The organism is Micromonospora sp. NPDC048935 (assembly GCF_043197875.1).
In the GTDB taxonomy this organism is placed as follows: domain Bacteria; phylum Actinomycetota; class Actinomycetes; order Mycobacteriales; family Micromonosporaceae; genus Micromonospora.
In genome coordinates this window covers 13,936-29,625 of record NZ_JBICTZ010000019.1, presented here as the reverse complement: position 1 = coordinate 29,625, position 15,690 = coordinate 13,936, and the positions used below count along the sequence as shown (strand labels likewise).

Below are 15,690 nucleotides of genomic sequence, written 5' to 3'. Positions count from 1 at the left end.
AACGCCGGCGGTCAACCCTCGATCGGGACCCGCAGTCGACGGGTGAGGTCGGCGCGGCGCGCGTAGTCGGCCGGATCGGCGGGGTAGCCGACGGCGACCAGGGTCAGCCCACGCGCGGGAGCCACAGTCACCTCGCTGGAGCGGTCCTGTCGGGTGAGCAGGCTGCCCGGCCACTCGACCGGGCGGCGGCCGTCCCCGGCCACCAGCATCGCCCCCACCAGGCTGCGCACCATCGCCTGGCAGAACGCGTCGGCCTGCACGGTGGCGACCAGGATGCCGTCCGGGTCGCGACGCCAGTCCAACCGGGTCACCTCGCGCAACGTGGTCGCGTTCTCCTTGCGCCGGCAGTACGCGGCGAAGTCGTGCTCGCCGACCAGGCCGGTCGCGGCGGCGTTGAGCGCGGCCAGGTCGAGCGGCTTCGGCCAGGCCAGCACCTCGTGCCGGCGCAGTGGCTCCGCACCGAAGGGCGCATCGGTGACCCGGTACTCGTAACGGCGGAAGGTGGCCGAGAACCGGGCGTCGAAGTCGGCCGACACCTCGGTCATCGCGCGGACGCGGACGTCGGTGGGGAGCAGGCGGGCCAGGCGGCGCAGCAGCCGCCCCTCGTGCTCCTGCCACACGTCGACCGGCAGGTCCAGGTGGCACACCTGCCCGGTGGCGTGCACTCCCGCGTCGGTGCGACCGGCGACCGTCAGACCGGTGGCCGTGCCCGCGCCGAGGACGAGGTCCAGGGTCTCGACGAGCACCCCCGCGACGGTGCGCCGGGTCGGCTGGGCGGCCCAGCCGGAGAAGCCCGTGCCGTCGTACGAGACGTCCAGCCGCAGCCGGATCCGCTCGTCCACCTCGTACCTCCTGTCATGGGTCGGGCCCGACACCCCGATGGGGGTGCCGGGCCCGACGTTGCCCTTGATCAGGCCTTGTTCTCGGTGGCCTCGTCGCTGTCCTCGCGGGCGGCGTCGGTGTCACCGGACGCCGACACCGGCGCCTCGGAGTCCTGGTCGGCCTGAGCCGACTGCGGGGCCTCGTCGGCCGGGGCGAGCGCCTCGACCTTGTCCTGCTGCGCGGCCTTGCGGGCGGCGGTCTTCTTGTTCACCTTCGGCTCGGCGACCTGAAGCTCCTCCACCAGCTCGATGATGGCCATCGGCGCGTTGTCACCCTTGCGCGGACCGGTCTTCACGATCCGGGTGTAACCGCCGGGGCGGTTCGAGTACCGAGGCGCGATCTGGTCGAACAGGGCGTAGACCACGTCCTTGTCCTTGACGACACCCAGCACCCGCCGCCGCGAGGCGAGGTCACCGCGCTTGGCCTTGGTGATGAGCTGCTCGGCCAACGGACGCAACCGCCGGGCCTTCGTCTCGGTGGTCTGGATCTTGCCGTGCTGGAACAGCGCGGTCGCCAGGTTGGCGAGCATCAGCCGCTCGTGCGAGGGGCTGCCGCCGAGGCGGGGGCCCTTGGTGGGCGTGGGCATTTTGGTGCTCCTCAGTTGTGGCGGCAGCGCGGACTAGAGCTGCTCGGTCTCGCGGTAGTCGTCGGTGTCGTAGTCGGCCTCGCCGAAGGTGTCCACGACGTGCGCCGGGTCGAAGTTCGGAGCCGAGTCCTTCAGCCCGAGACCCATCCCGGCGAGCTTCATCTTGACCTCGTCGATCGACTTCTGACCGAAGTTGCGGATGTCGAGGAGGTCGGCCTCGGTACGCCCGATGAGCTCACCAACGGAGTTGATGCCCTCGCGCTTGAGGCAGTTGTAGGAGCGGACGGTGAGGTCCAGCTCCTCGATCGGCAGAGCGAGGTCCGCCGCCAGCTGGGCGTCCTGCGGGGACGGCCCGATGTCGATGCCCTCGGCGGTCTCGTCCAGCTCCCGGGCCAGCCCGAACAGCTCCACGAGCGTCGAACCGGCGGAGGCCAGCGCGGTGCGCGGACCCATCGACGGCTTGGTCTCGACGTCGATGATCAGCCGGTCGAAGTCGGTGCGCTGCTCGACACGGGTCGCCTCGACGCGGTAGGTCACCTTCAGCACCGGCGAGTAGATCGAGTCGACCGGGATCCGGCCGATCTCCGCGCCGGACTGCTTGTTCTGTGCCGCCGTCACGTAGCCCCGGCCCCGCTCGACGGTCAGCTCCATGTCGAGCCGGCCCTTGCCGTTGAGGGTCGCGAGCTTGAGATCCGGGTTGTGCACCGAGACGCCGGCCGGCGGCTGGATGTCGCCCGCGGTCACGTCGCCCGGGCCCTGCTTGCGCAGGTACATGCTGACCGGCTCGTCGTGCTCGGAGCTGACGCACAGCTCCTTGATGTTCATGACGAGCTCGACCACGTCCTCCTTGACACCGGGGATCGTGGTGAACTCGTGCAGCACACCGTCGATCTTGATCGAGGTGACGGCCGCGCCCGGGATCGACGACAGCAGCGTACGCCGCAGCGAATTACCCAGGGTGTAGCCGAAGCCCGGCTCCAGCGGCTCGATGGCGAACCGCGACCGGGTCTCGTTGATCGACTCCTCGGAGAGGGAGGGTCGCTGGCTGATGAGCATCTTTTCTCTTCTCTTCCGGGGCGCCCGCTATTTGACGCCCACGACACAAACTGTTCCGGTGGCCCGCCCCGAGGGGCGGGCCACCGAACGAGCTCGGACTACTTGGAGTAGAGCTCGACGATCAACTGCTCCTGGACCTGCGTGTCGATGACCTGCCGGGCCGGGAGGGAGTGCACGAGCACCTTCATCTGGCTCGGGATGGCCTCAAGCCACGCCGGAACCGTCTTCGAGCCGGCCTGAGCCTGCGCGACGATGAACGGGGTGAGCTCCTTGCTCTTGCCCCGAACCTCGATGATGTCGTGCTCCTTGACGCGGTACGACGGGATGTCGACCTTCTTGCCGTTCACCGTGAAGTGACCGTGCTTGACCAGCTGGCGGGCCATGTCCCGCGAGTGGGCGTAGCCGGCCCGGTAAACGACGTTGTCCAGCCGCGACTCGAGGATCTGCAGGAGGACCTCACCGGTCTTGGCCTGCTTGCCAACGGCTTCCTCGTAGTAACCGCGGAACTGCTTCTCCAGCACGCCGTAAACCCGGCGGGCCTTCTGCTTCTCACGGAGCTGGAGCAGGTACTCCGTCTCCTTGGTGCGGCCGCGGCCGTGCTGCCCGGGCGGGAACGGCCGGGACTCGAACGGGCACTTCGGACCATCGCACTTGCTGCCCTTGAGGAACAGCTTCATCTTCTCCCGCCGGCAACGGCGGCAGTCTGCACCGGTGTAACGAGCCATCTCTCTCTACCTCTCAGACCCGGCGACGCTTCGGCGGACGGCACCCGTTGTGCGGCTGCGGGGTGACGTCGGCGATCTGCCCGACCTCGAGGCCCACTGCCTGCAGCGAACGGATGGCGGTTTCCCGGCCGGAGCCGGGGCCCTTGACGAACACGTCGACCTTGCGCATGCCGTGCTCCATGGCGCGACGCGCGGCAGCCTCGGCGGCCAGCTGCGCAGCGAACGGAGTCGACTTGCGGGAGCCCTTGAAGCCGACCTGGCCGGCGGAGGCCCAGGAGATGACCGCACCGGTCGGGTCCGTGATGGACACGATGGTGTTGTTGAACGTGCTCTTGATGTGCGCCTGCCCGTGGGCGACGTTCTTGCGTTCCTTGCGCCGGACCTTCTTTACAGCGGCTCCGGCACGAGCCTTCGGTGGCATAAGTCTGTGCGCTCCTAGTTGACTTTCCGGATCGGGTTGCGGCCTGGCCCACCTCGGCGGCGGCCGACCCCGTCATCCGGTCAAGAACTACTTCTTGCCGGGCTTCTTCTTGCCGGCGACGGTCCGCTTCGGGCCCTTGCGGGTCCGGGCGTTGGTCTTGGTCCGCTGGCCACGCACGGGCAGGCCCCGGCGGTGCCGGATGCCGGCGTAGCAGCCGATCTCGACCTTGCGGCGGATGTCAGCGGCGACCTCGCGGCGCAGGTCGCCTTCAACCTTGTAGTTGCCCTCGATGTGGTCGCGGAGCTGCACGAGCTCCTCGTCCGTGAGGTCCCGAGCGCGCTTGTCCGGCGAGATGCCGGTGGCGGCGAGTGTCTCCAGGGCGCGGGTGCGACCGACCCCGAAGATGTAGGTGAGCGCGATCTCCAACCGCTTTTCGCGGGGGAGATCCACGCCGACTAGACGTGCCATGTGCGGGCGTACTCCTCGTGATGTGTGGCGGAGGTGTGGACCCGTCCCACCCCGCTACCGGCCGTCCCGTCTTTCCGACGCGGTGAGCGCCGGCGACCGGGATCGGTCGCTGCCCGAGCGGGCCCCGGCCTCCGACCGGGGGTCAGCCACGCAGGAGTACGACTCGCGTACCACTCGCGGCTGGGACGAGCATGTGTGATGTGTGTGTCGCTGGGGATCTGCCCGGACCAACGCCACCCGGCCGGTTACGGCCGGACGGGCTGAGTCAGCCCTGGCGCTGCTTGTGGCGCGGGTCGCTGCAGATAACCATGACCCGGCCGTGCCGGCGGATAACCCGGCACTTCTGGCAGATCCTCTTGACGCTCGGCTTGACCTTCACGGTTGCCTTACTTCCCATCTGGCCCGGTTACGCGCTCTGCGCGACACCGGACGTCGAAGACGGACACGGGACTTCCCGGCCGTCGTCAGGACTACTTGTAGCGGTAGACGATGCGCCCGCGGGTCAGGTCGTACGGCGAGAGTTCGACGACGACCCGGTCCTCCGGAAGGATGCGGATGTAGTGCTGCCGCATCTTGCCGCTGATGTGAGCCAACACCTTGTGGCCGTTCGCGAGCTCCACCCGGAACATGGCGTTCGGCAGGGGCTCGATGACCCGACCCTCGATCTCAATGGCTCCGTCTTTTTTCGGCATGTCCTCCGCTGTCCTGACGTCGATTGCTCCGGGCGGCCCACAACGTCTTACACGGAAATCTGATCAGAATCAGAAGACCGCGCCAGCCGCGGCTCCAGGTCCCACCGAAGCGCAGGGTGGGCATGCCGGAGTGGACGCTGTGCGCCGATCTGAAAGTGTACGCCGACCTGCGGGCGCTCGCCAAACCGGCCACCCAACACGCTGCCGGGGCGGGTACCGAGCCCCGCCCGAGGGCCAGATGATCTCCGCGAGACCACCTGTCGATCTCCTGGCTCCGGTCGCTTCCGACCCGAGGCGACGCCGTCGGTGGTCAGCCAGCCGGCTGCGGATCGTCCCGTTCGTCCGACTCAGCGGCCCGCAGCTCCCGCCGACGTTCCCGCTTCGCCCGCTTGCGCTCGCGCCGACGCGCCCGCTCGATCGCCTGCCGCCGGGGCTCGCCCCCGGTCAACCCCGTGACCGTACGCACCACCAGCACCGCACCCCACGGCCCCGCCACCCAGGCCGGCCAGAAGTAGAGCAACTGCCGGCTGAACAGCGACGTCACCGCCCAGATGGTCACGACGATGGCGATCACCCTCAGGTACGGCAGCCACACCCCACCCAACCAGCGCGCGGTGGCACCATCGGTCGGCACCTGGTCGGGCTGGTCGGGCTGGCCGGCCAGCGGGCCGACCGCCGGCCCACCGGCCGAGGCCGGTGCCAGGACCGACGACTGCGACGGCGTCACCGGCGGCAGGTCGGTGAGCAGAGCCTCCAACTCGGCGTACGTGCGGGCCGCATAGGCCCGCTGCAACCGCTCGTCGTACTCGTACAGGTCCAGTCGACCCTCGTTGAGGGCGACCAGCAGCCGGTCCGCCACCGCCGCACGGTCCGCGTCCGCGGCTCGCATTCCGTCGCGCCCGTCCATGCCGGCAAGCATGCCACTCCCACGCCAGTCCAACGCCCCCACCAAAACCGCCCCCACCGGGCCAACGGCGGCCCGGCCACCGGCCACCGGGCCACCCACCGCCGCCTCGCCGGTCGCCGCTCGCCGCTCGCCGCTCGCCGGTCGATCATGAGGTTGCCGTTCGGGACAGCGTGTCGCGCCGCCAACCCCATGATCAACGGGACGGGCGCCGGGACGGGGTGCGGCAGGGAGGGTGGGGTTAGGGGGTGGTTGAGGCTGCCGGTTGGCGGGCGGTCACCAGGTCGCCCAGGCGGGCGCGGCCGCCGTCGAAGGCCGTGAGCACCCAGACGCCGTCGGGCAGCAGGGCCATCGAGTGCTCGACGTGCGCCGCCACCGAGCCGTCCCGGGTGACGACCGTCCAACCGTCGGCCAACTCGACGGTACGCGGCGACGCCATCGTGATCATCGGCTCGATGGCCAACGCCATGCCGGCGACCAGTCGTGGGCCCTTGCCCGGCCGGCCGTGATTGAGCACGTGCGGGTCCTGGTGCATCTCGGTGCCGATGCCGTGCCCGCCGTAGCCGTCGACGATGCCGTACCGGCCGCCCTGACGAACGGCGGTCTCCACCGCGTGCGAGATGTCCGTGAGTCGGCCCTTGCCGCTTGCCGCACCGCGGGCGGCGGCGGCGATGCCGGCCCACATCGCGTCCTCGGCGACCTCGGCCATCTTCAGCAGTGCCGGGTCGACGTCGCCGACCCCGACGGTGATGGCGGAGTCGCCGTGCCACCCGTCCAGCACGGCGCCGCAGTCGATGGAGATCAGATCGCCGGCCTGGAGCACCTGCTTCGGCGACGGGATGGCGTGCACGATCTGCTCGTTGACCGAGGAGCAGATCGACGCCGGAAAACCGTGGTAGCCCTTGAACGACGGGACACCACCCGCCTCGCGGATTGTCGACTCGGCGATGGCGTCCAGATCGGCGGTGCTCACACCGGGGGCGACGGCCTCCCGCATGCGGCGAAGCGCCTCGGCCACCACCAGCCCGGCGGCCCGCATCTTCTCGATCTGGTCCGGGGTCTTCAGCTGGATGTCCAGCTGGGGACGACGCATGGAGCGATTACCTTTCGTTGCCGAGCCGAACAGCGGGGCACGTCACGCGTACCCCGCTGTCCGCACTCTATCCGCCGTGGTCCGGCGGGACCTCAGCCGCCGTACGACCGCAGTGCGTCGATGGCCCGGGTGGTGACGTCCTCCACCGGGCCGGTGGCGTCGATCCCGACCAGCTTGCCCTGGGCGCCGTAGTAGTCGACGAGGGGCGCGGTCTTCTCGCTGTACTCACGAAGCCGGGTGGCGATCGTCTCCGGCTTGTCGTCGTCGCGCTGGAACAGCTCGGCGCCACACCTGTCACAGATGCCCGGTCGGGTGGTGGCGTCGAACTCGACGTGCCAGATCTTGCCGCAACCCCGGCAGGTACGCCGACCGGAGAGCCGCCGGATCACCTCGTCGTCGTCGACCACCAACTCCAGGACCAGATCCAGCGCGGTGCCCAGATCGGCGAGGAGCTTGTCCAGGGCGGCCGCCTGCGGAGTGGTCCGCGGGAAGCCGTCGAGCAGGAATCCCTCGCTGGCGTCGGGCTCGGCCAGCCGGTCCCGGACCATGTTGATGGTGACCTCGTCCGGAACCAGCTCGCCTGCGTCCATGTAGCGCTTGGCCTCGACGCCGAGCGGCGTGCCCTGGGTGACGTTCGAGCGGAAGATGTCTCCGGTCGAGATCTTGGGTACCGACAGGTGCGCGGCGACGAACTCTGCCTGCGTGCCCTTACCCGCACCCGGCGGGCCAACCAGAACGAGTCTCATCTACCGCAGGAACCCTTCGTAGTTCCGCTGCATGAGTTGGCTCTCGATCTGCTTCACGGTCTCCAGACCGACGCCAACCATGATGAGCACAGCGGTGCCACCGAACGGGAAGTTCTGGTACTGCTGGCTGTCCAGCCAGATGAAGAAGAAGTTCGGCAGGATCGAGATGATGCCGAGGTAGAGCGCGCCCGGCAGGGTGATCCGGCTGAGGATGAAGTCCAGGTAGTCGGCCGTCGGCTTGCCCGGGCGGATGCCCGGCACGAACCCGCCGTACTTCTTCATGTTGTCCGCGACCTCGGTCGGGTTGAACGTGATCGAGACGTAGAAGTACGTGAAGAAGATGATCAGCAGGAAGTAGACCGAGATGTAGATCGGGCTGTTCGGCGCGACCAGGTTGTTCTGGATCCACGCCTGGACCTTGCCCGGGTCGTTCTGGTCGAAGAACTGCAGGGCCAACTGCGGCAGGTAGAGCAGCGACGAGCCGAAGATGACCGGGATCACACCCGCCTGGTTGACCTTGAGCGGGATGTAGGTCGAGGTGCCGCCGTACATCCGCCGGCCGATCATCCGCTTGGCGTACTGCACGGGGATCCGGCGCTGCGCCTGCTCGATGAACGTGACCGCGGTGATGACCACCAGGACCAGCGCGATGACGAGGGCGAACTTGCCCCAGCCCTGGCTGGTCTTGATCTGCCAGCCCTCGCCGGGCAGCCGGGCCGCGATCGAGGTGAAGATCAGGACGGACATGCCGTTGCCGACGCCCCGGTCGGTGATCAGCTCACCGAGCCACATGACCATGCCGGTGCCGGCGGTCATGGTGATCACCAGGACGGTCAGGGTCAGCCAGTCCGGGATGCCGGTGTTCTCGGGGATGATCGGGAACTGGTCGCAGCGGTTCTGGAAGAGCTGGCCCGAGCGGGCCAGCGCCACGAACGCCGAGGCCTGCAGCACACCGAGACCGAGGGTCAGGTAGCGGGTGTACTGCGTGATCTTCGCCTGGCCGGCCTGGCCCTCCTTGCGGAGCTGCTCCAGGCGCGGGATCACGACGGTCAGCAGCTGCAGGATGATCGACGCGGTGATGTAGGGCATGATGCCCAGCGCGAAGACCGAGAGCTGGAGCAGCGCCCCGCCGGAGAAGAGGTTGAGCAGATTCAGCGGGCCCGTCGTGTCACCCGAGATGGAGTCGAGGCACTTCTGCACGTTGCCGTACGAGACGCCCGGGCTGGGGAGCGTCGCACCCAGCCGGTAGACCGCGATGATGCCTACTGTGAACAGCAGCTTCTTGCGCAGGTCAGGCGTACGGAACGCACTGAGAAAGGCGGACAGCAACTTCTTCCTCCTGCGCGAGGCGGGCCGCCGGTGAACCCTGGCGGGTGGGGGTGGATCACGAGCGAGTGCCCGCAATCCATGGCTGGGATGGGACTCTAACAGCCCCACCCCGGTCCGGGCAGATGTGCCCGACTACATAAATCGATTCCGATATTACCGGGCGAACGAAGCCCAGGCACACCATGGCGCCCGCCAGTTGCTCACAACTGGACGGGCGCCATGGTGGGGTACGCCTTACAGCTCGGTGGTGGAGCCACCGGCAGCGGCGATCTTCTCCTTGGCCGACGCACTGAACGCGTGCGCGGACACCTGGAGCGACACACCGCCGAGGTCCCCGGTGCCGAGGACCTTGACCGGGTGACCCTTGCGGACCGCGCCGGACTCGACGAGCTCCAGCGGGCCGACCTGACCACCGTTCGGGAACAGCTCAGCGAGTCGGTCCAGGTTGACCACCTGGAAGACCACCTTGAACCTGTTCTTGAAGCCCTTCATCTTCGGCAGGCGCATGTGGATGGGCATCTGCCCACCCTCGAACGCCGCCGAGATGTTCTTACGGGCCTTGGAGCCCTTGGTACCGCGACCAGCGGTCTTGCCCTTGGAACCCTCACCGCGACCCACACGGGTCTTCGCGGTCTTGGAACCGGGCGCCGGGCGCAGGTGATGCACCTTGATCGTCATTACTCGACCTCCTCGACCTTCACGAGGTGGCTCACAGTGAAGATCATGCCGCGGATCTCGGGCCGGTCCTCCTTGACCACCACGTCGTTGATCCGCTTGAGACCAAGCGAACGCAGCGACTCACGCTGGTTGTGCTTGGTCCCGATACCGGACCGGAGCTGGGTGACCTTCAGACGTGCCATCAGCGCGCCACCCCCGCACGTGACGCCAGCATGGCGGCCGGCGCGACGTCCTCCACCGGCAGGCCACGACGCGCCGCGACCTGCTCGGGGGACTCAAGCCCCTTCAGGGCCGCCACGGTGGCGTGCACGATGTTGATCGGGTTCGAGGAGCCGAGGCTCTTCGAGAGCACGTCGTGGATCCCGGCGCACTCCAGCACGGCGCGCACCGGACCACCGGCGATGACACCCGTACCGGCCGAGGCCGGCTTGAGCAGCACGACGCCAGCGGCGTCCTCACCCGTCACCGGGTGCGGGATCGACTGACCGATCCGCGGAACCTTGAAGAAGTGCTTCTTGGCCTCCTCGACACCCTTGGCGATGGCCGCGGGCACCTCCTTGGCCTTTCCGTAGCCCACGCCGACCGTGCCGTCGCCGTCGCCCACGATCACCAGGGCGGTGAAGCTGAAGCGACGACCACCCTTCACGACCTTGGCGACGCGGTTGATCGCGACGACCCGCTCAAGGTGCGGGGTCTTCTCGACGGGCGCGTTTCCGCGGCCGCCCTCACGGCGGTTGTCGCGGCGACCACCCTCGTTGCCACCGGACCCGCCGCCACGGCGCTGTTGACCTGGCATCAGCAGCCTTCCTTATCTCTCGTGACGGGGTTGTTAGAACTCGAGCCCGGCTTCGCGGGCGGCGTCGGCAAGCGCGGCGACTCGCCCCGCGTACCGGTTGCCGCCGCGGTCGAAGACGACCTTGGAGACGCCGGCGGCCTTGGCCCGCTCGGCGAGCAGCGCGCCCACCTTGCCGGCGAGGGCACTCTTGTCGCCCTCCGCACCGCGGAGCGAGGCGTCCAGGGTCGACGCCGACGCCAGGGTGTGGCCCTTGGTGTCGTCGACGATCTGGGCGACCATGTGCCGCAGCGAACGGGTGACGACCAGGCGCGGACGCTCGGACGTACCGCTGACGTTCTTGCGGACGCGGAAGTGCCGACGCGCACGCCCAACGGCGCGCTTGGCGGCGACGCCGCGGCGGCGCTTGAGCAGCGTGGCGCTCACTTCTTACCTGCCTTTCCGGCCTTGCGGCGGATGACCTCGCCCTGGTACTTCACGCCCTTGCCCTTGTAGGGCTCCGGCGGGCGGATCTTCCGGATGTTGGCGGCGACCTCACCGACCTGCTGCTTGTCGATGCCAGCAACGTGGAACAGGGTCGGTCGCTCCACCGTGAAGGTGATGCCCGCCGGGGCGGGGACGACCACCGGGTGCGAGAACCCGAGCGCGAACTCGAGGTCCGAACCCTTGGCGGTGACCCGGTAACCGGTGCCGGCGATCTCCAGGCTCTTGCGGTAGCCCTCGGTGACCCCGACGATCATGTTGGCAACCAGCGTACGGCTCAGGCCGTGGAGTTCCTTGGCCTTGCGCTCGTCGTTCGGCCGGTTGACGTTGAGCTGCCCATCCTCGGCCCGCTCGACCGTGATCGGCTCGGCGAGGGTGTGCTCAAGCTGGCCCTTGGGGCCCTTGACCTTGACGGTCTGCCCGTCGATCGTGATGTCGACGCCGGCTGGTACCGGGATCGACTTACGTCCAATTCGCGACATTTCTACCAGTCTCCCGTTACCAGACGAAGGCGAGGACTTCCCCGCCAACACTCCGCTTGCGGGCCTGCCGGTCGGTCAGCAGCCCCTGGGACGTCGAAATGATCGCCACGCCCAGCCCACCGAGCACCCGCGGGAGCCCGTCCGACTTGGCGTACACCCGGAGACCGGGCTTGGACACGCGCTTGATGCCGGCCAGGCTCCGCTCGCGGTTCTGGCCGTACTTCAGCTCGACGACCAGTCGCTTGCCGACGGCACCCTCCTCGGGCTCCTCGACCGACCAGGTGGCGATGTAACCCTCGGCCTTCAGGACCTCGGCGATGTTCGCCTTGATCTTGGAGTAGGGCATCTTCACCTGATCGTGGTACGCCTGGTTGGCGTTACGCAGACGCGTGAGCATGTCTGCGATCGGGTCGGTCATCGTCATGGATTTCGTCAGCCTTTCTCGCCGGGGTTCCCGGGGCATCAGCCCCGGGCCTACGGCGAAGAGCAATACCTAATCGGTGCAGGAGTTCCCGGCCGACGGCCGGGACGCGGTCGCCCTTACCAGGAAGCCTTGGACACGCCCGGCAGCTCACCGCGGTGAGCCATCTCCCGGATGCAGACCCGGCAGAGCCCGAACTTGCGGTAGACCGCCTTCGGACGCCCGCACCGCTGGCAGCGGGTGTACGCGCGAACCGAGAACTTCGGCTTCGCGGCCGCCTTGATGATCAGCGCCTTCTTGGCCATCTCAGTTCTCCTTGAACGGGAAGCCCAGGAGCTTGAGCAGCGCCCGGCCCTCGTCGTCGGTCGTGGCGGTCGTGACCACCGTGATGTCCATGCCCCGCTGGCGATCGATCCGGTCCTGGTCGATCTCGTGGAACACCGACTGCTCGGTCAGACCGAACGTGTAGTTGCCGTGCCCGTCCAGCTTGCGCCCGTCCAGGCCGCGGAAGTCGCGGATACGCGGCAGCGAGATGGACAGCAGCCGGTCCAGGAACTCCCACATCCGGTCGCCGCGAAGGGTCACCTTCGCACCGATCGGCATGCCCTCGCGGAGCTTGAACTGCGCGATGGACTTGGTCGCCCGCCGCACCTGCGGCTTCTGGCCGGTGATCGTGGCGAGGTCGCGGACCGCGCCGTCGATCAGCTTGGCGTCGCGAGCAGCCTCGCCGACACCCATGTTGACGACGATCTTGACCAGCCGCGGCACCTGCATGGGGTTGCCGTAGCTGCGCTGCTCGCGCAGCTGGGCCACGATCTCGTTGCGGTACCGCTCCTTGAGGCGCGGCAGGGTCTTTTCGGTAGCCGTGGTCATCACAGGTCCTTACCGGTGCTACGCGCGATGCGGACCTTCTGGCCGTTGTCGTCGATCCGGTAACCGACGCGGGTCGGCTTGCCGTCGGAGTCCAGGACCTGCACGTTCGAGACGTGGATCGGGGCCTCCTGAGTGACGATGCCGCCGGTCTTGGCGCCACGCTGGGTGGTGCTGATGCGGGTGTGCTTCTTGACCCGGTTCACGCCCTCGACCAGGACCTTGTCCTGCCGCGGGTAGGCCGCGATGACCTTACCCTTGGCACCCTTGTCCTTGCCGGCGATGATGACGACCGTGTCGCCCTTCTTGACCTTCACGGTCACAACACCTCCGGCGCGAGGGAGATAATCTTCATGAACCGCTTGTCCCGCAGCTCCCGGCCCACCGGGCCGAAGATGCGGGTACCACGCGGGTCCCCACCGTCCTTGATGATGACGGCGGCGTTCTCGTCGAAGCGGATGTACGAGCCGTCCGGCCGACGCTTCTCCTTGGCCGTGCGAACGACGACCGCCTTGACGACGTCGCCCTTCTTCACACCGGCACCCGGGATCGCGTCCTTGACCGTGGCCACGATGACGTCGCCGATGCTCGCGTAGCGCCGACCCGAGCCACCGAGAACCCGGATGCACAGGATCTCCCGAGCACCCGTGTTGTCGGCGACGCGCAGTCGCGACTCCTGCTGAATCACGTCTATCTCCTATGTCTGCCGGTTCTCCGGCCGCCGTAGCGGCCGGAGCCTGGCGGAACCTACGCCCGACGCAACGCCGGGCGAGCTCGAGCCTTCGCTACTTGGCCTTTTCCAGGATCTCCACGATCCGCCAACGCTTGGTGGCGCTCAGCGGCCGGGTCTCCATGATGAGAACCCGGTCACCGGTGCCAGCGGCGTTCTGCTCGTCGTGCACCTTCAGCTTGGCCGTACGGCGCATGATCTTGCCGTACAGCGCGTGCCGAACCCGGTCCTCGACCTCGACGACGACGGTCTTGTCCATCTTGTCGCTGATCACCAGGCCCTCGCGGACCTTGCGGCGCGACCGCGCGGCGGCGGTGGCGGTCTCTTCGGTCATGATGCAGTCACCTCAGTCGGCGCGGCCGAGAGCCCCAGCTCGCGCTCACGCATGATCGTGTAGATCCGGGCGATCTCCCGACGGATGACCTGCAACCGCCGGTTGTTGTCCAGCTGCCCGGTTGCGGCCTGCACGCGGAGGTTGAACAGCTCCGCCTTGGCCTCCCGCAGCTTCGTGACCAGCTCCTCTTCGGAGAGCTCACGCAGCTCGGTCGCCTTAACGCCCGCTGCCATCAGGATTCACCCACTTCGCGCGTAACAATGCGGCACTTCATCGGGAGCTTGTGGATCGCGCGACGCATGGCCTCTCGCGCGGTCTGCTCGTTGGGGAAGGACATCTCGAAGAGAACCCGCCCCGGCTTGACGTTGGCGACCCACCACTCGGGTGAACCCTTACCGGAACCCATCCGGGTCTCGGCAGGCTTCTTGGTGAGGGCCTGGTCCGGGAAGATCGTGATCCAGACCTTGCCACCACGCTTGATGTGGCGAGTCATCGCGATACGTGCCGACTCGATCTGCCGGTTCGTCACGTACGCCGGCTCGAGAGCCTGGATCCCGAACTCGCCGAACACCACCCGGTTACCACCCTTGGACGCGCCACTGCGGTCCGGGTGGTGCGGCTTGCGGAAGCCCTTCGGGGGCTTGCGCGGCATCAGCATCTGTCAGCCCTCCTGCTGCGTTTCTGCCGGAGCAGCCGCGGCCGCGACAGCTGCGCTGTCGACCGGCTCGCCACTCGGCGTCTCGGCCTGCTGCGCGATGGTGGTCGCAGCAGCCCGCCCGGCCTCGGTGCCACCGGCCGTGGTGCCGGACGAACCCGACCGGCCACGACGCGGACGCTCGGGACGGTCGCCACGCTCACCACGACGCGGGCGGGACGGACCGGCCTCGGCCGGAGCCTCCCGGCCCGGGACGGCGTCGCCCTTGTAGATCCAGACCTTCACACCGATCCGGCCGAACGTGGTACGGGCCTCGAAGAAGCCGTACTCGATGTTGGCCCGCAGCGTGTGCAGCGGAACCCGGCCCTCACGGTAGAACTCGGTCCGGCTCATCTCGGCGCCGCCGAGGCGACCCGAGACCTGAACCCGGATGCCCTTGCAGACCGGGTTCTTCATCGCCGACTGCATGGCCTTGCGCATCGCCCGACGGAAGCTGACCCGGCTGGACAGCTGCTCGGCCACGCCCTGCGCGACAAGCTGAGCGTCCGACTCGGGGTTCTTCACCTCGATGATGTTCAGCTGAACCTGCTTGCCGGTGAGCTTCTCGAGCTCGCCGCGGATCCGGTCGGCCTCCGCACCCTTACGGCCGATGACGATGCCCGGCCGGGCGGTGTGGATGTCGACCCGGACCCGGTCGCGGGTGCGCTCGATGTCGACCTTGGAGATCCCGGCGCGCTCGAGGCCCTTGGACATCATGCGGCGGATCTTGACATCCTCGCCGATGTAGTCCTTGTAGAGCTTGTCTGCGAACCAGCGGGACTTCCAGTCGGTCGAGATGCCGAGCCGGAACCCAGTGGGGTGAACCTTCTGACCCATTACTCGGCGTCCTCCGTCTTGCTCTGCGCTTCGGCCGGTGCGGCCTCCGTGGCCGGGGCGGCCTTCTTCGCCGCGGCCTTCCTCGGCGCTGCCGGCGCGACCGCTTCGACCGCCACGGTGATGTGGCAGGTGCGCTTGCGGATTCGGTACGCCCGACCCTGCGCCCGCGGCTGGAACCGCTTCATCGTCGGGCCCTCGTCCACGAAGGCCTCGCTGACGAGCAGCGCGTCGGGGTCCAGCCGCTCGTTGTTCTCCGCGTTGGCGATCGCGCTAGCGAGCACCTTGTACACCTGCTCGCTCGCAGCCTGCGGCGCGAACTGCAGCACCGTTAGCGCCTCCTTCGCGGGCAGGCCGCGGACGAGGTTGACCACCCGGCGCGCCTTCATCGGCGAGATGCGCACGTGCCGCGCAACCGCCCGCGCGCCCGGAAGCACCGGAGCGTCGCCCTTTCCTGGCATCGCTGTAA

The 15,690-nt window shown here is 68.3% G+C and carries 27 protein-coding genes; all 27 read right to left on the bottom strand.

Annotated features, from left to right (window positions below):
- Positions 1 to 11 precede the first annotated feature (11 nt).
- Positions 12 to 842, bottom strand: coding sequence for a tRNA pseudouridine(38-40) synthase TruA (truA, locus tag ACGFIW_RS32695; protein ID WP_393324095.1), 831 nt, complete (start codon positions 840 to 842; stop codon positions 12 to 14).
- A gap of 68 nt (positions 843 to 910) precedes the next feature.
- A complete protein-coding gene (gene rplQ, locus ACGFIW_RS32690) occupies positions 911 to 1,468 on the bottom strand; it encodes a 50S ribosomal protein L17 (RefSeq protein ID WP_357557770.1) in 558 nt (185 codons plus the stop codon).
- Positions 1,469 to 1,501: 33 nt separating this feature from the next.
- Entirely contained in the window at positions 1,502 to 2,524 is a 1,023-nt protein-coding gene (locus ACGFIW_RS32685; protein WP_007465227.1) for a DNA-directed RNA polymerase subunit alpha, read from the bottom strand.
- 98 nt (positions 2,525 to 2,622) lie between these two features.
- Positions 2,623 to 3,249, bottom strand: a complete 627-nt coding sequence (gene rpsD / locus ACGFIW_RS32680) for a 30S ribosomal protein S4 (protein WP_030489600.1) — start codon at positions 3,247 to 3,249, stop codon at positions 2,623 to 2,625.
- 13 nt (positions 3,250 to 3,262) lie between these two features.
- A complete protein-coding gene (gene rpsK / locus ACGFIW_RS32675; protein ID WP_030329919.1) occupies positions 3,263 to 3,670 on the bottom strand; it encodes a 30S ribosomal protein S11 in 408 nt (135 codons plus the stop codon).
- An 87-nt stretch (positions 3,671 to 3,757) separates the two neighbouring features.
- Positions 3,758 to 4,138: a 30S ribosomal protein S13 gene (gene rpsM / locus ACGFIW_RS32670; RefSeq protein ID WP_030329917.1), complete on the bottom strand. Its 381-nt coding sequence runs from the start codon at positions 4,136 to 4,138 to the stop codon at positions 3,758 to 3,760.
- A 265-nt stretch (positions 4,139 to 4,403) separates the two neighbouring features.
- Positions 4,404 to 4,517, bottom strand: coding sequence for a 50S ribosomal protein L36 (gene rpmJ / locus ACGFIW_RS32665; RefSeq protein WP_088952025.1), 114 nt, complete (start codon positions 4,515 to 4,517; stop codon positions 4,404 to 4,406).
- A 91-nt stretch (positions 4,518 to 4,608) separates the two neighbouring features.
- Positions 4,609 to 4,830, bottom strand: a complete 222-nt coding sequence (infA, locus tag ACGFIW_RS32660; protein ID WP_007073013.1) for a translation initiation factor IF-1 — start codon at positions 4,828 to 4,830, stop codon at positions 4,609 to 4,611.
- A 310-nt stretch (positions 4,831 to 5,140) separates the two neighbouring features.
- Entirely contained in the window at positions 5,141 to 5,737 is a 597-nt protein-coding gene (locus ACGFIW_RS32655; protein WP_393324091.1) for a DUF1707 domain-containing protein, read from the bottom strand.
- A gap of 238 nt (positions 5,738 to 5,975) precedes the next feature.
- Entirely contained in the window at positions 5,976 to 6,827 is an 852-nt protein-coding gene (map, locus tag ACGFIW_RS32650; protein WP_393324088.1) for a type I methionyl aminopeptidase, read from the bottom strand.
- Between the two features lie 92 nt (positions 6,828 to 6,919).
- Entirely contained in the window at positions 6,920 to 7,573 is a 654-nt protein-coding gene (locus tag ACGFIW_RS32645; protein WP_007465256.1) for an adenylate kinase, read from the bottom strand.
- Positions 7,574 to 8,902 (bottom strand): preprotein translocase subunit SecY, encoded by a 1,329-nt coding sequence (gene secY / locus ACGFIW_RS32640; protein WP_393324085.1) that lies wholly within the window; start codon positions 8,900 to 8,902, stop codon positions 7,574 to 7,576.
- Positions 8,903 to 9,136: 234 nt separating this feature from the next.
- Positions 9,137 to 9,580: a 50S ribosomal protein L15 gene (rplO, locus tag ACGFIW_RS32635; protein WP_357557767.1), complete on the bottom strand. Its 444-nt coding sequence runs from the start codon at positions 9,578 to 9,580 to the stop codon at positions 9,137 to 9,139.
- The gene (gene rpmD / locus ACGFIW_RS32630; protein WP_007465262.1) at positions 9,580 to 9,762 is read right to left on the bottom strand and encodes a 50S ribosomal protein L30; all 183 of its coding nucleotides are present in this window, start codon (positions 9,760 to 9,762) and stop codon (positions 9,580 to 9,582) included. The genes rplO and rpmD overlap by 1 nt, the downstream gene beginning before the upstream one ends.
- Entirely contained in the window at positions 9,762 to 10,376 is a 615-nt protein-coding gene (gene rpsE, locus ACGFIW_RS32625) for a 30S ribosomal protein S5 (RefSeq protein ID WP_007465263.1), read from the bottom strand. Before rpsE ends, rpmD begins: the two co-directional genes overlap by 1 nt.
- Before the next feature lie 33 nt (positions 10,377 to 10,409).
- The gene (gene rplR / locus ACGFIW_RS32620; RefSeq protein WP_151488126.1) at positions 10,410 to 10,799 is read right to left on the bottom strand and encodes a 50S ribosomal protein L18; all 390 of its coding nucleotides are present in this window, start codon (positions 10,797 to 10,799) and stop codon (positions 10,410 to 10,412) included.
- Positions 10,796 to 11,338, bottom strand: a complete 543-nt coding sequence (rplF, locus tag ACGFIW_RS32615) for a 50S ribosomal protein L6 (RefSeq protein WP_266246314.1) — start codon at positions 11,336 to 11,338, stop codon at positions 10,796 to 10,798. The genes rplR and rplF overlap by 4 nt, the downstream gene beginning before the upstream one ends.
- Positions 11,339 to 11,354: 16 nt before the next feature.
- Complete coding sequence (rpsH, locus tag ACGFIW_RS32610; RefSeq protein WP_007465270.1) at positions 11,355 to 11,762, bottom strand: 30S ribosomal protein S8; 408 nt, start codon at positions 11,760 to 11,762, stop codon at positions 11,355 to 11,357.
- A gap of 116 nt (positions 11,763 to 11,878) precedes the next feature.
- The gene (locus ACGFIW_RS32605; protein ID WP_007465272.1) at positions 11,879 to 12,064 is read right to left on the bottom strand and encodes a type Z 30S ribosomal protein S14; all 186 of its coding nucleotides are present in this window, start codon (positions 12,062 to 12,064) and stop codon (positions 11,879 to 11,881) included.
- A 1-nt stretch (position 12,065) separates the two neighbouring features.
- The gene (gene rplE, locus ACGFIW_RS32600; protein WP_110563094.1) at positions 12,066 to 12,632 is read right to left on the bottom strand and encodes a 50S ribosomal protein L5; all 567 of its coding nucleotides are present in this window, start codon (positions 12,630 to 12,632) and stop codon (positions 12,066 to 12,068) included.
- On the bottom strand, positions 12,632 to 12,952 hold the full coding sequence (gene rplX, locus ACGFIW_RS32595) for a 50S ribosomal protein L24 (protein WP_179781030.1): 321 nt from the start codon (positions 12,950 to 12,952) through the stop codon (positions 12,632 to 12,634). The genes rplE and rplX overlap by 1 nt, the downstream gene beginning before the upstream one ends.
- Entirely contained in the window at positions 12,949 to 13,317 is a 369-nt protein-coding gene (gene rplN / locus ACGFIW_RS32590; RefSeq protein ID WP_007073026.1) for a 50S ribosomal protein L14, read from the bottom strand. The genes rplX and rplN overlap by 4 nt, the downstream gene beginning before the upstream one ends.
- Before the next feature lie 97 nt (positions 13,318 to 13,414).
- Complete coding sequence (gene rpsQ / locus ACGFIW_RS32585) at positions 13,415 to 13,693, bottom strand: 30S ribosomal protein S17 (RefSeq protein ID WP_030489590.1); 279 nt, start codon at positions 13,691 to 13,693, stop codon at positions 13,415 to 13,417.
- Positions 13,690 to 13,926, bottom strand: coding sequence for a 50S ribosomal protein L29 (rpmC, locus tag ACGFIW_RS32580; RefSeq protein ID WP_007465283.1), 237 nt, complete (start codon positions 13,924 to 13,926; stop codon positions 13,690 to 13,692). Before rpmC ends, rpsQ begins: the two co-directional genes overlap by 4 nt.
- On the bottom strand, positions 13,926 to 14,351 hold the full coding sequence (gene rplP / locus ACGFIW_RS32575) for a 50S ribosomal protein L16 (protein WP_053653940.1): 426 nt from the start codon (positions 14,349 to 14,351) through the stop codon (positions 13,926 to 13,928). Before rplP ends, rpmC begins: the two co-directional genes overlap by 1 nt.
- Before the next feature lie 3 nt (positions 14,352 to 14,354).
- Positions 14,355 to 15,224 (bottom strand): 30S ribosomal protein S3, encoded by an 870-nt coding sequence (gene rpsC / locus ACGFIW_RS32570; RefSeq protein ID WP_007465294.1) that lies wholly within the window; start codon positions 15,222 to 15,224, stop codon positions 14,355 to 14,357.
- Positions 15,224 to 15,682, bottom strand: a complete 459-nt coding sequence (gene rplV / locus ACGFIW_RS32565; RefSeq protein WP_007465297.1) for a 50S ribosomal protein L22 — start codon at positions 15,680 to 15,682, stop codon at positions 15,224 to 15,226. The genes rpsC and rplV overlap by 1 nt, the downstream gene beginning before the upstream one ends.
- Between the last annotated feature and the right edge of the window lie 8 nt (positions 15,683 to 15,690).

What these genes read in the sequence shown, in the direction of transcription:
- ACGFIW_RS32645 (WP_007465256.1), bottom strand. Translation starts at nt 7,573, where the DNA reads ATGAGACTCGTTCTGGTTGGCCCGCCGGGTGCGGGTAAGGGCACGCAG.
- rpmC (WP_007465283.1), bottom strand. Translation starts at nt 13,926, where the DNA reads ATGGCAGCGGGCGTTAAGGCGACCGAGCTGCGTGAGCTCTCCGAAGAG.
- map (WP_393324088.1), bottom strand. Translation starts at nt 6,827, where the DNA reads ATGCGTCGTCCCCAGCTGGACATCCAGCTGAAGACCCCGGACCAGATC.
- rpmD (WP_007465262.1), bottom strand. Translation starts at nt 9,762, where the DNA reads ATGGCACGTCTGAAGGTCACCCAGCTCCGGTCCGGTATCGGGACCAAG.
- rplF (WP_266246314.1), bottom strand. Translation starts at nt 11,338, where the DNA reads ATGTCGCGAATTGGACGTAAGTCGATCCCGGTACCAGCCGGCGTCGAC.
- rplE (WP_110563094.1), bottom strand. Translation starts at nt 12,632, where the DNA reads ATGACCACGGCTACCGAAAAGACCCTGCCGCGCCTCAAGGAGCGGTAC.
- ACGFIW_RS32685 (WP_007465227.1), bottom strand. Translation starts at nt 2,524, where the DNA reads ATGCTCATCAGCCAGCGACCCTCCCTCTCCGAGGAGTCGATCAACGAG.
- ACGFIW_RS32655 (WP_393324091.1), bottom strand. Translation starts at nt 5,737, where the DNA reads ATGGACGGGCGCGACGGAATGCGAGCCGCGGACGCGGACCGTGCGGCG.
- rplQ (WP_357557770.1), bottom strand. Translation starts at nt 1,468, where the DNA reads ATGCCCACGCCCACCAAGGGCCCCCGCCTCGGCGGCAGCCCCTCGCAC.
- rpsK (WP_030329919.1), bottom strand. Translation starts at nt 3,670, where the DNA reads ATGCCACCGAAGGCTCGTGCCGGAGCCGCTGTAAAGAAGGTCCGGCGC.
- rpsH (WP_007465270.1), bottom strand. Translation starts at nt 11,762, where the DNA reads ATGACGATGACCGACCCGATCGCAGACATGCTCACGCGTCTGCGTAAC.
- rplP (WP_053653940.1), bottom strand. Translation starts at nt 14,351, where the DNA reads ATGCTGATGCCGCGCAAGCCCCCGAAGGGCTTCCGCAAGCCGCACCAC.
- rpsM (WP_030329917.1), bottom strand. Translation starts at nt 4,138, where the DNA reads ATGGCACGTCTAGTCGGCGTGGATCTCCCCCGCGAAAAGCGGTTGGAG.
- rpsE (WP_007465263.1), bottom strand. Translation starts at nt 10,376, where the DNA reads ATGCCAGGTCAACAGCGCCGTGGCGGCGGGTCCGGTGGCAACGAGGGT.
- infA (WP_007073013.1), bottom strand. Translation starts at nt 4,830, where the DNA reads ATGCCGAAAAAAGACGGAGCCATTGAGATCGAGGGTCGGGTCATCGAG.
- rplO (WP_357557767.1), bottom strand. Translation starts at nt 9,580, where the DNA reads ATGACGATCAAGGTGCATCACCTGCGCCCGGCGCCCGGTTCCAAGACC.
- ACGFIW_RS32605 (WP_007465272.1), bottom strand. Translation starts at nt 12,064, where the DNA reads ATGGCCAAGAAGGCGCTGATCATCAAGGCGGCCGCGAAGCCGAAGTTC.
- rpsD (WP_030489600.1), bottom strand. Translation starts at nt 3,249, where the DNA reads ATGGCTCGTTACACCGGTGCAGACTGCCGCCGTTGCCGGCGGGAGAAG.
- rpsC (WP_007465294.1), bottom strand. Translation starts at nt 15,224, where the DNA reads ATGGGTCAGAAGGTTCACCCCACTGGGTTCCGGCTCGGCATCTCGACC.
- rpsQ (WP_030489590.1), bottom strand. Translation starts at nt 13,693, where the DNA reads ATGACCGAAGAGACCGCCACCGCCGCCGCGCGGTCGCGCCGCAAGGTC.
- rplV (WP_007465297.1), bottom strand. Translation starts at nt 15,682, where the DNA reads ATGCCAGGAAAGGGCGACGCTCCGGTGCTTCCGGGCGCGCGGGCGGTT.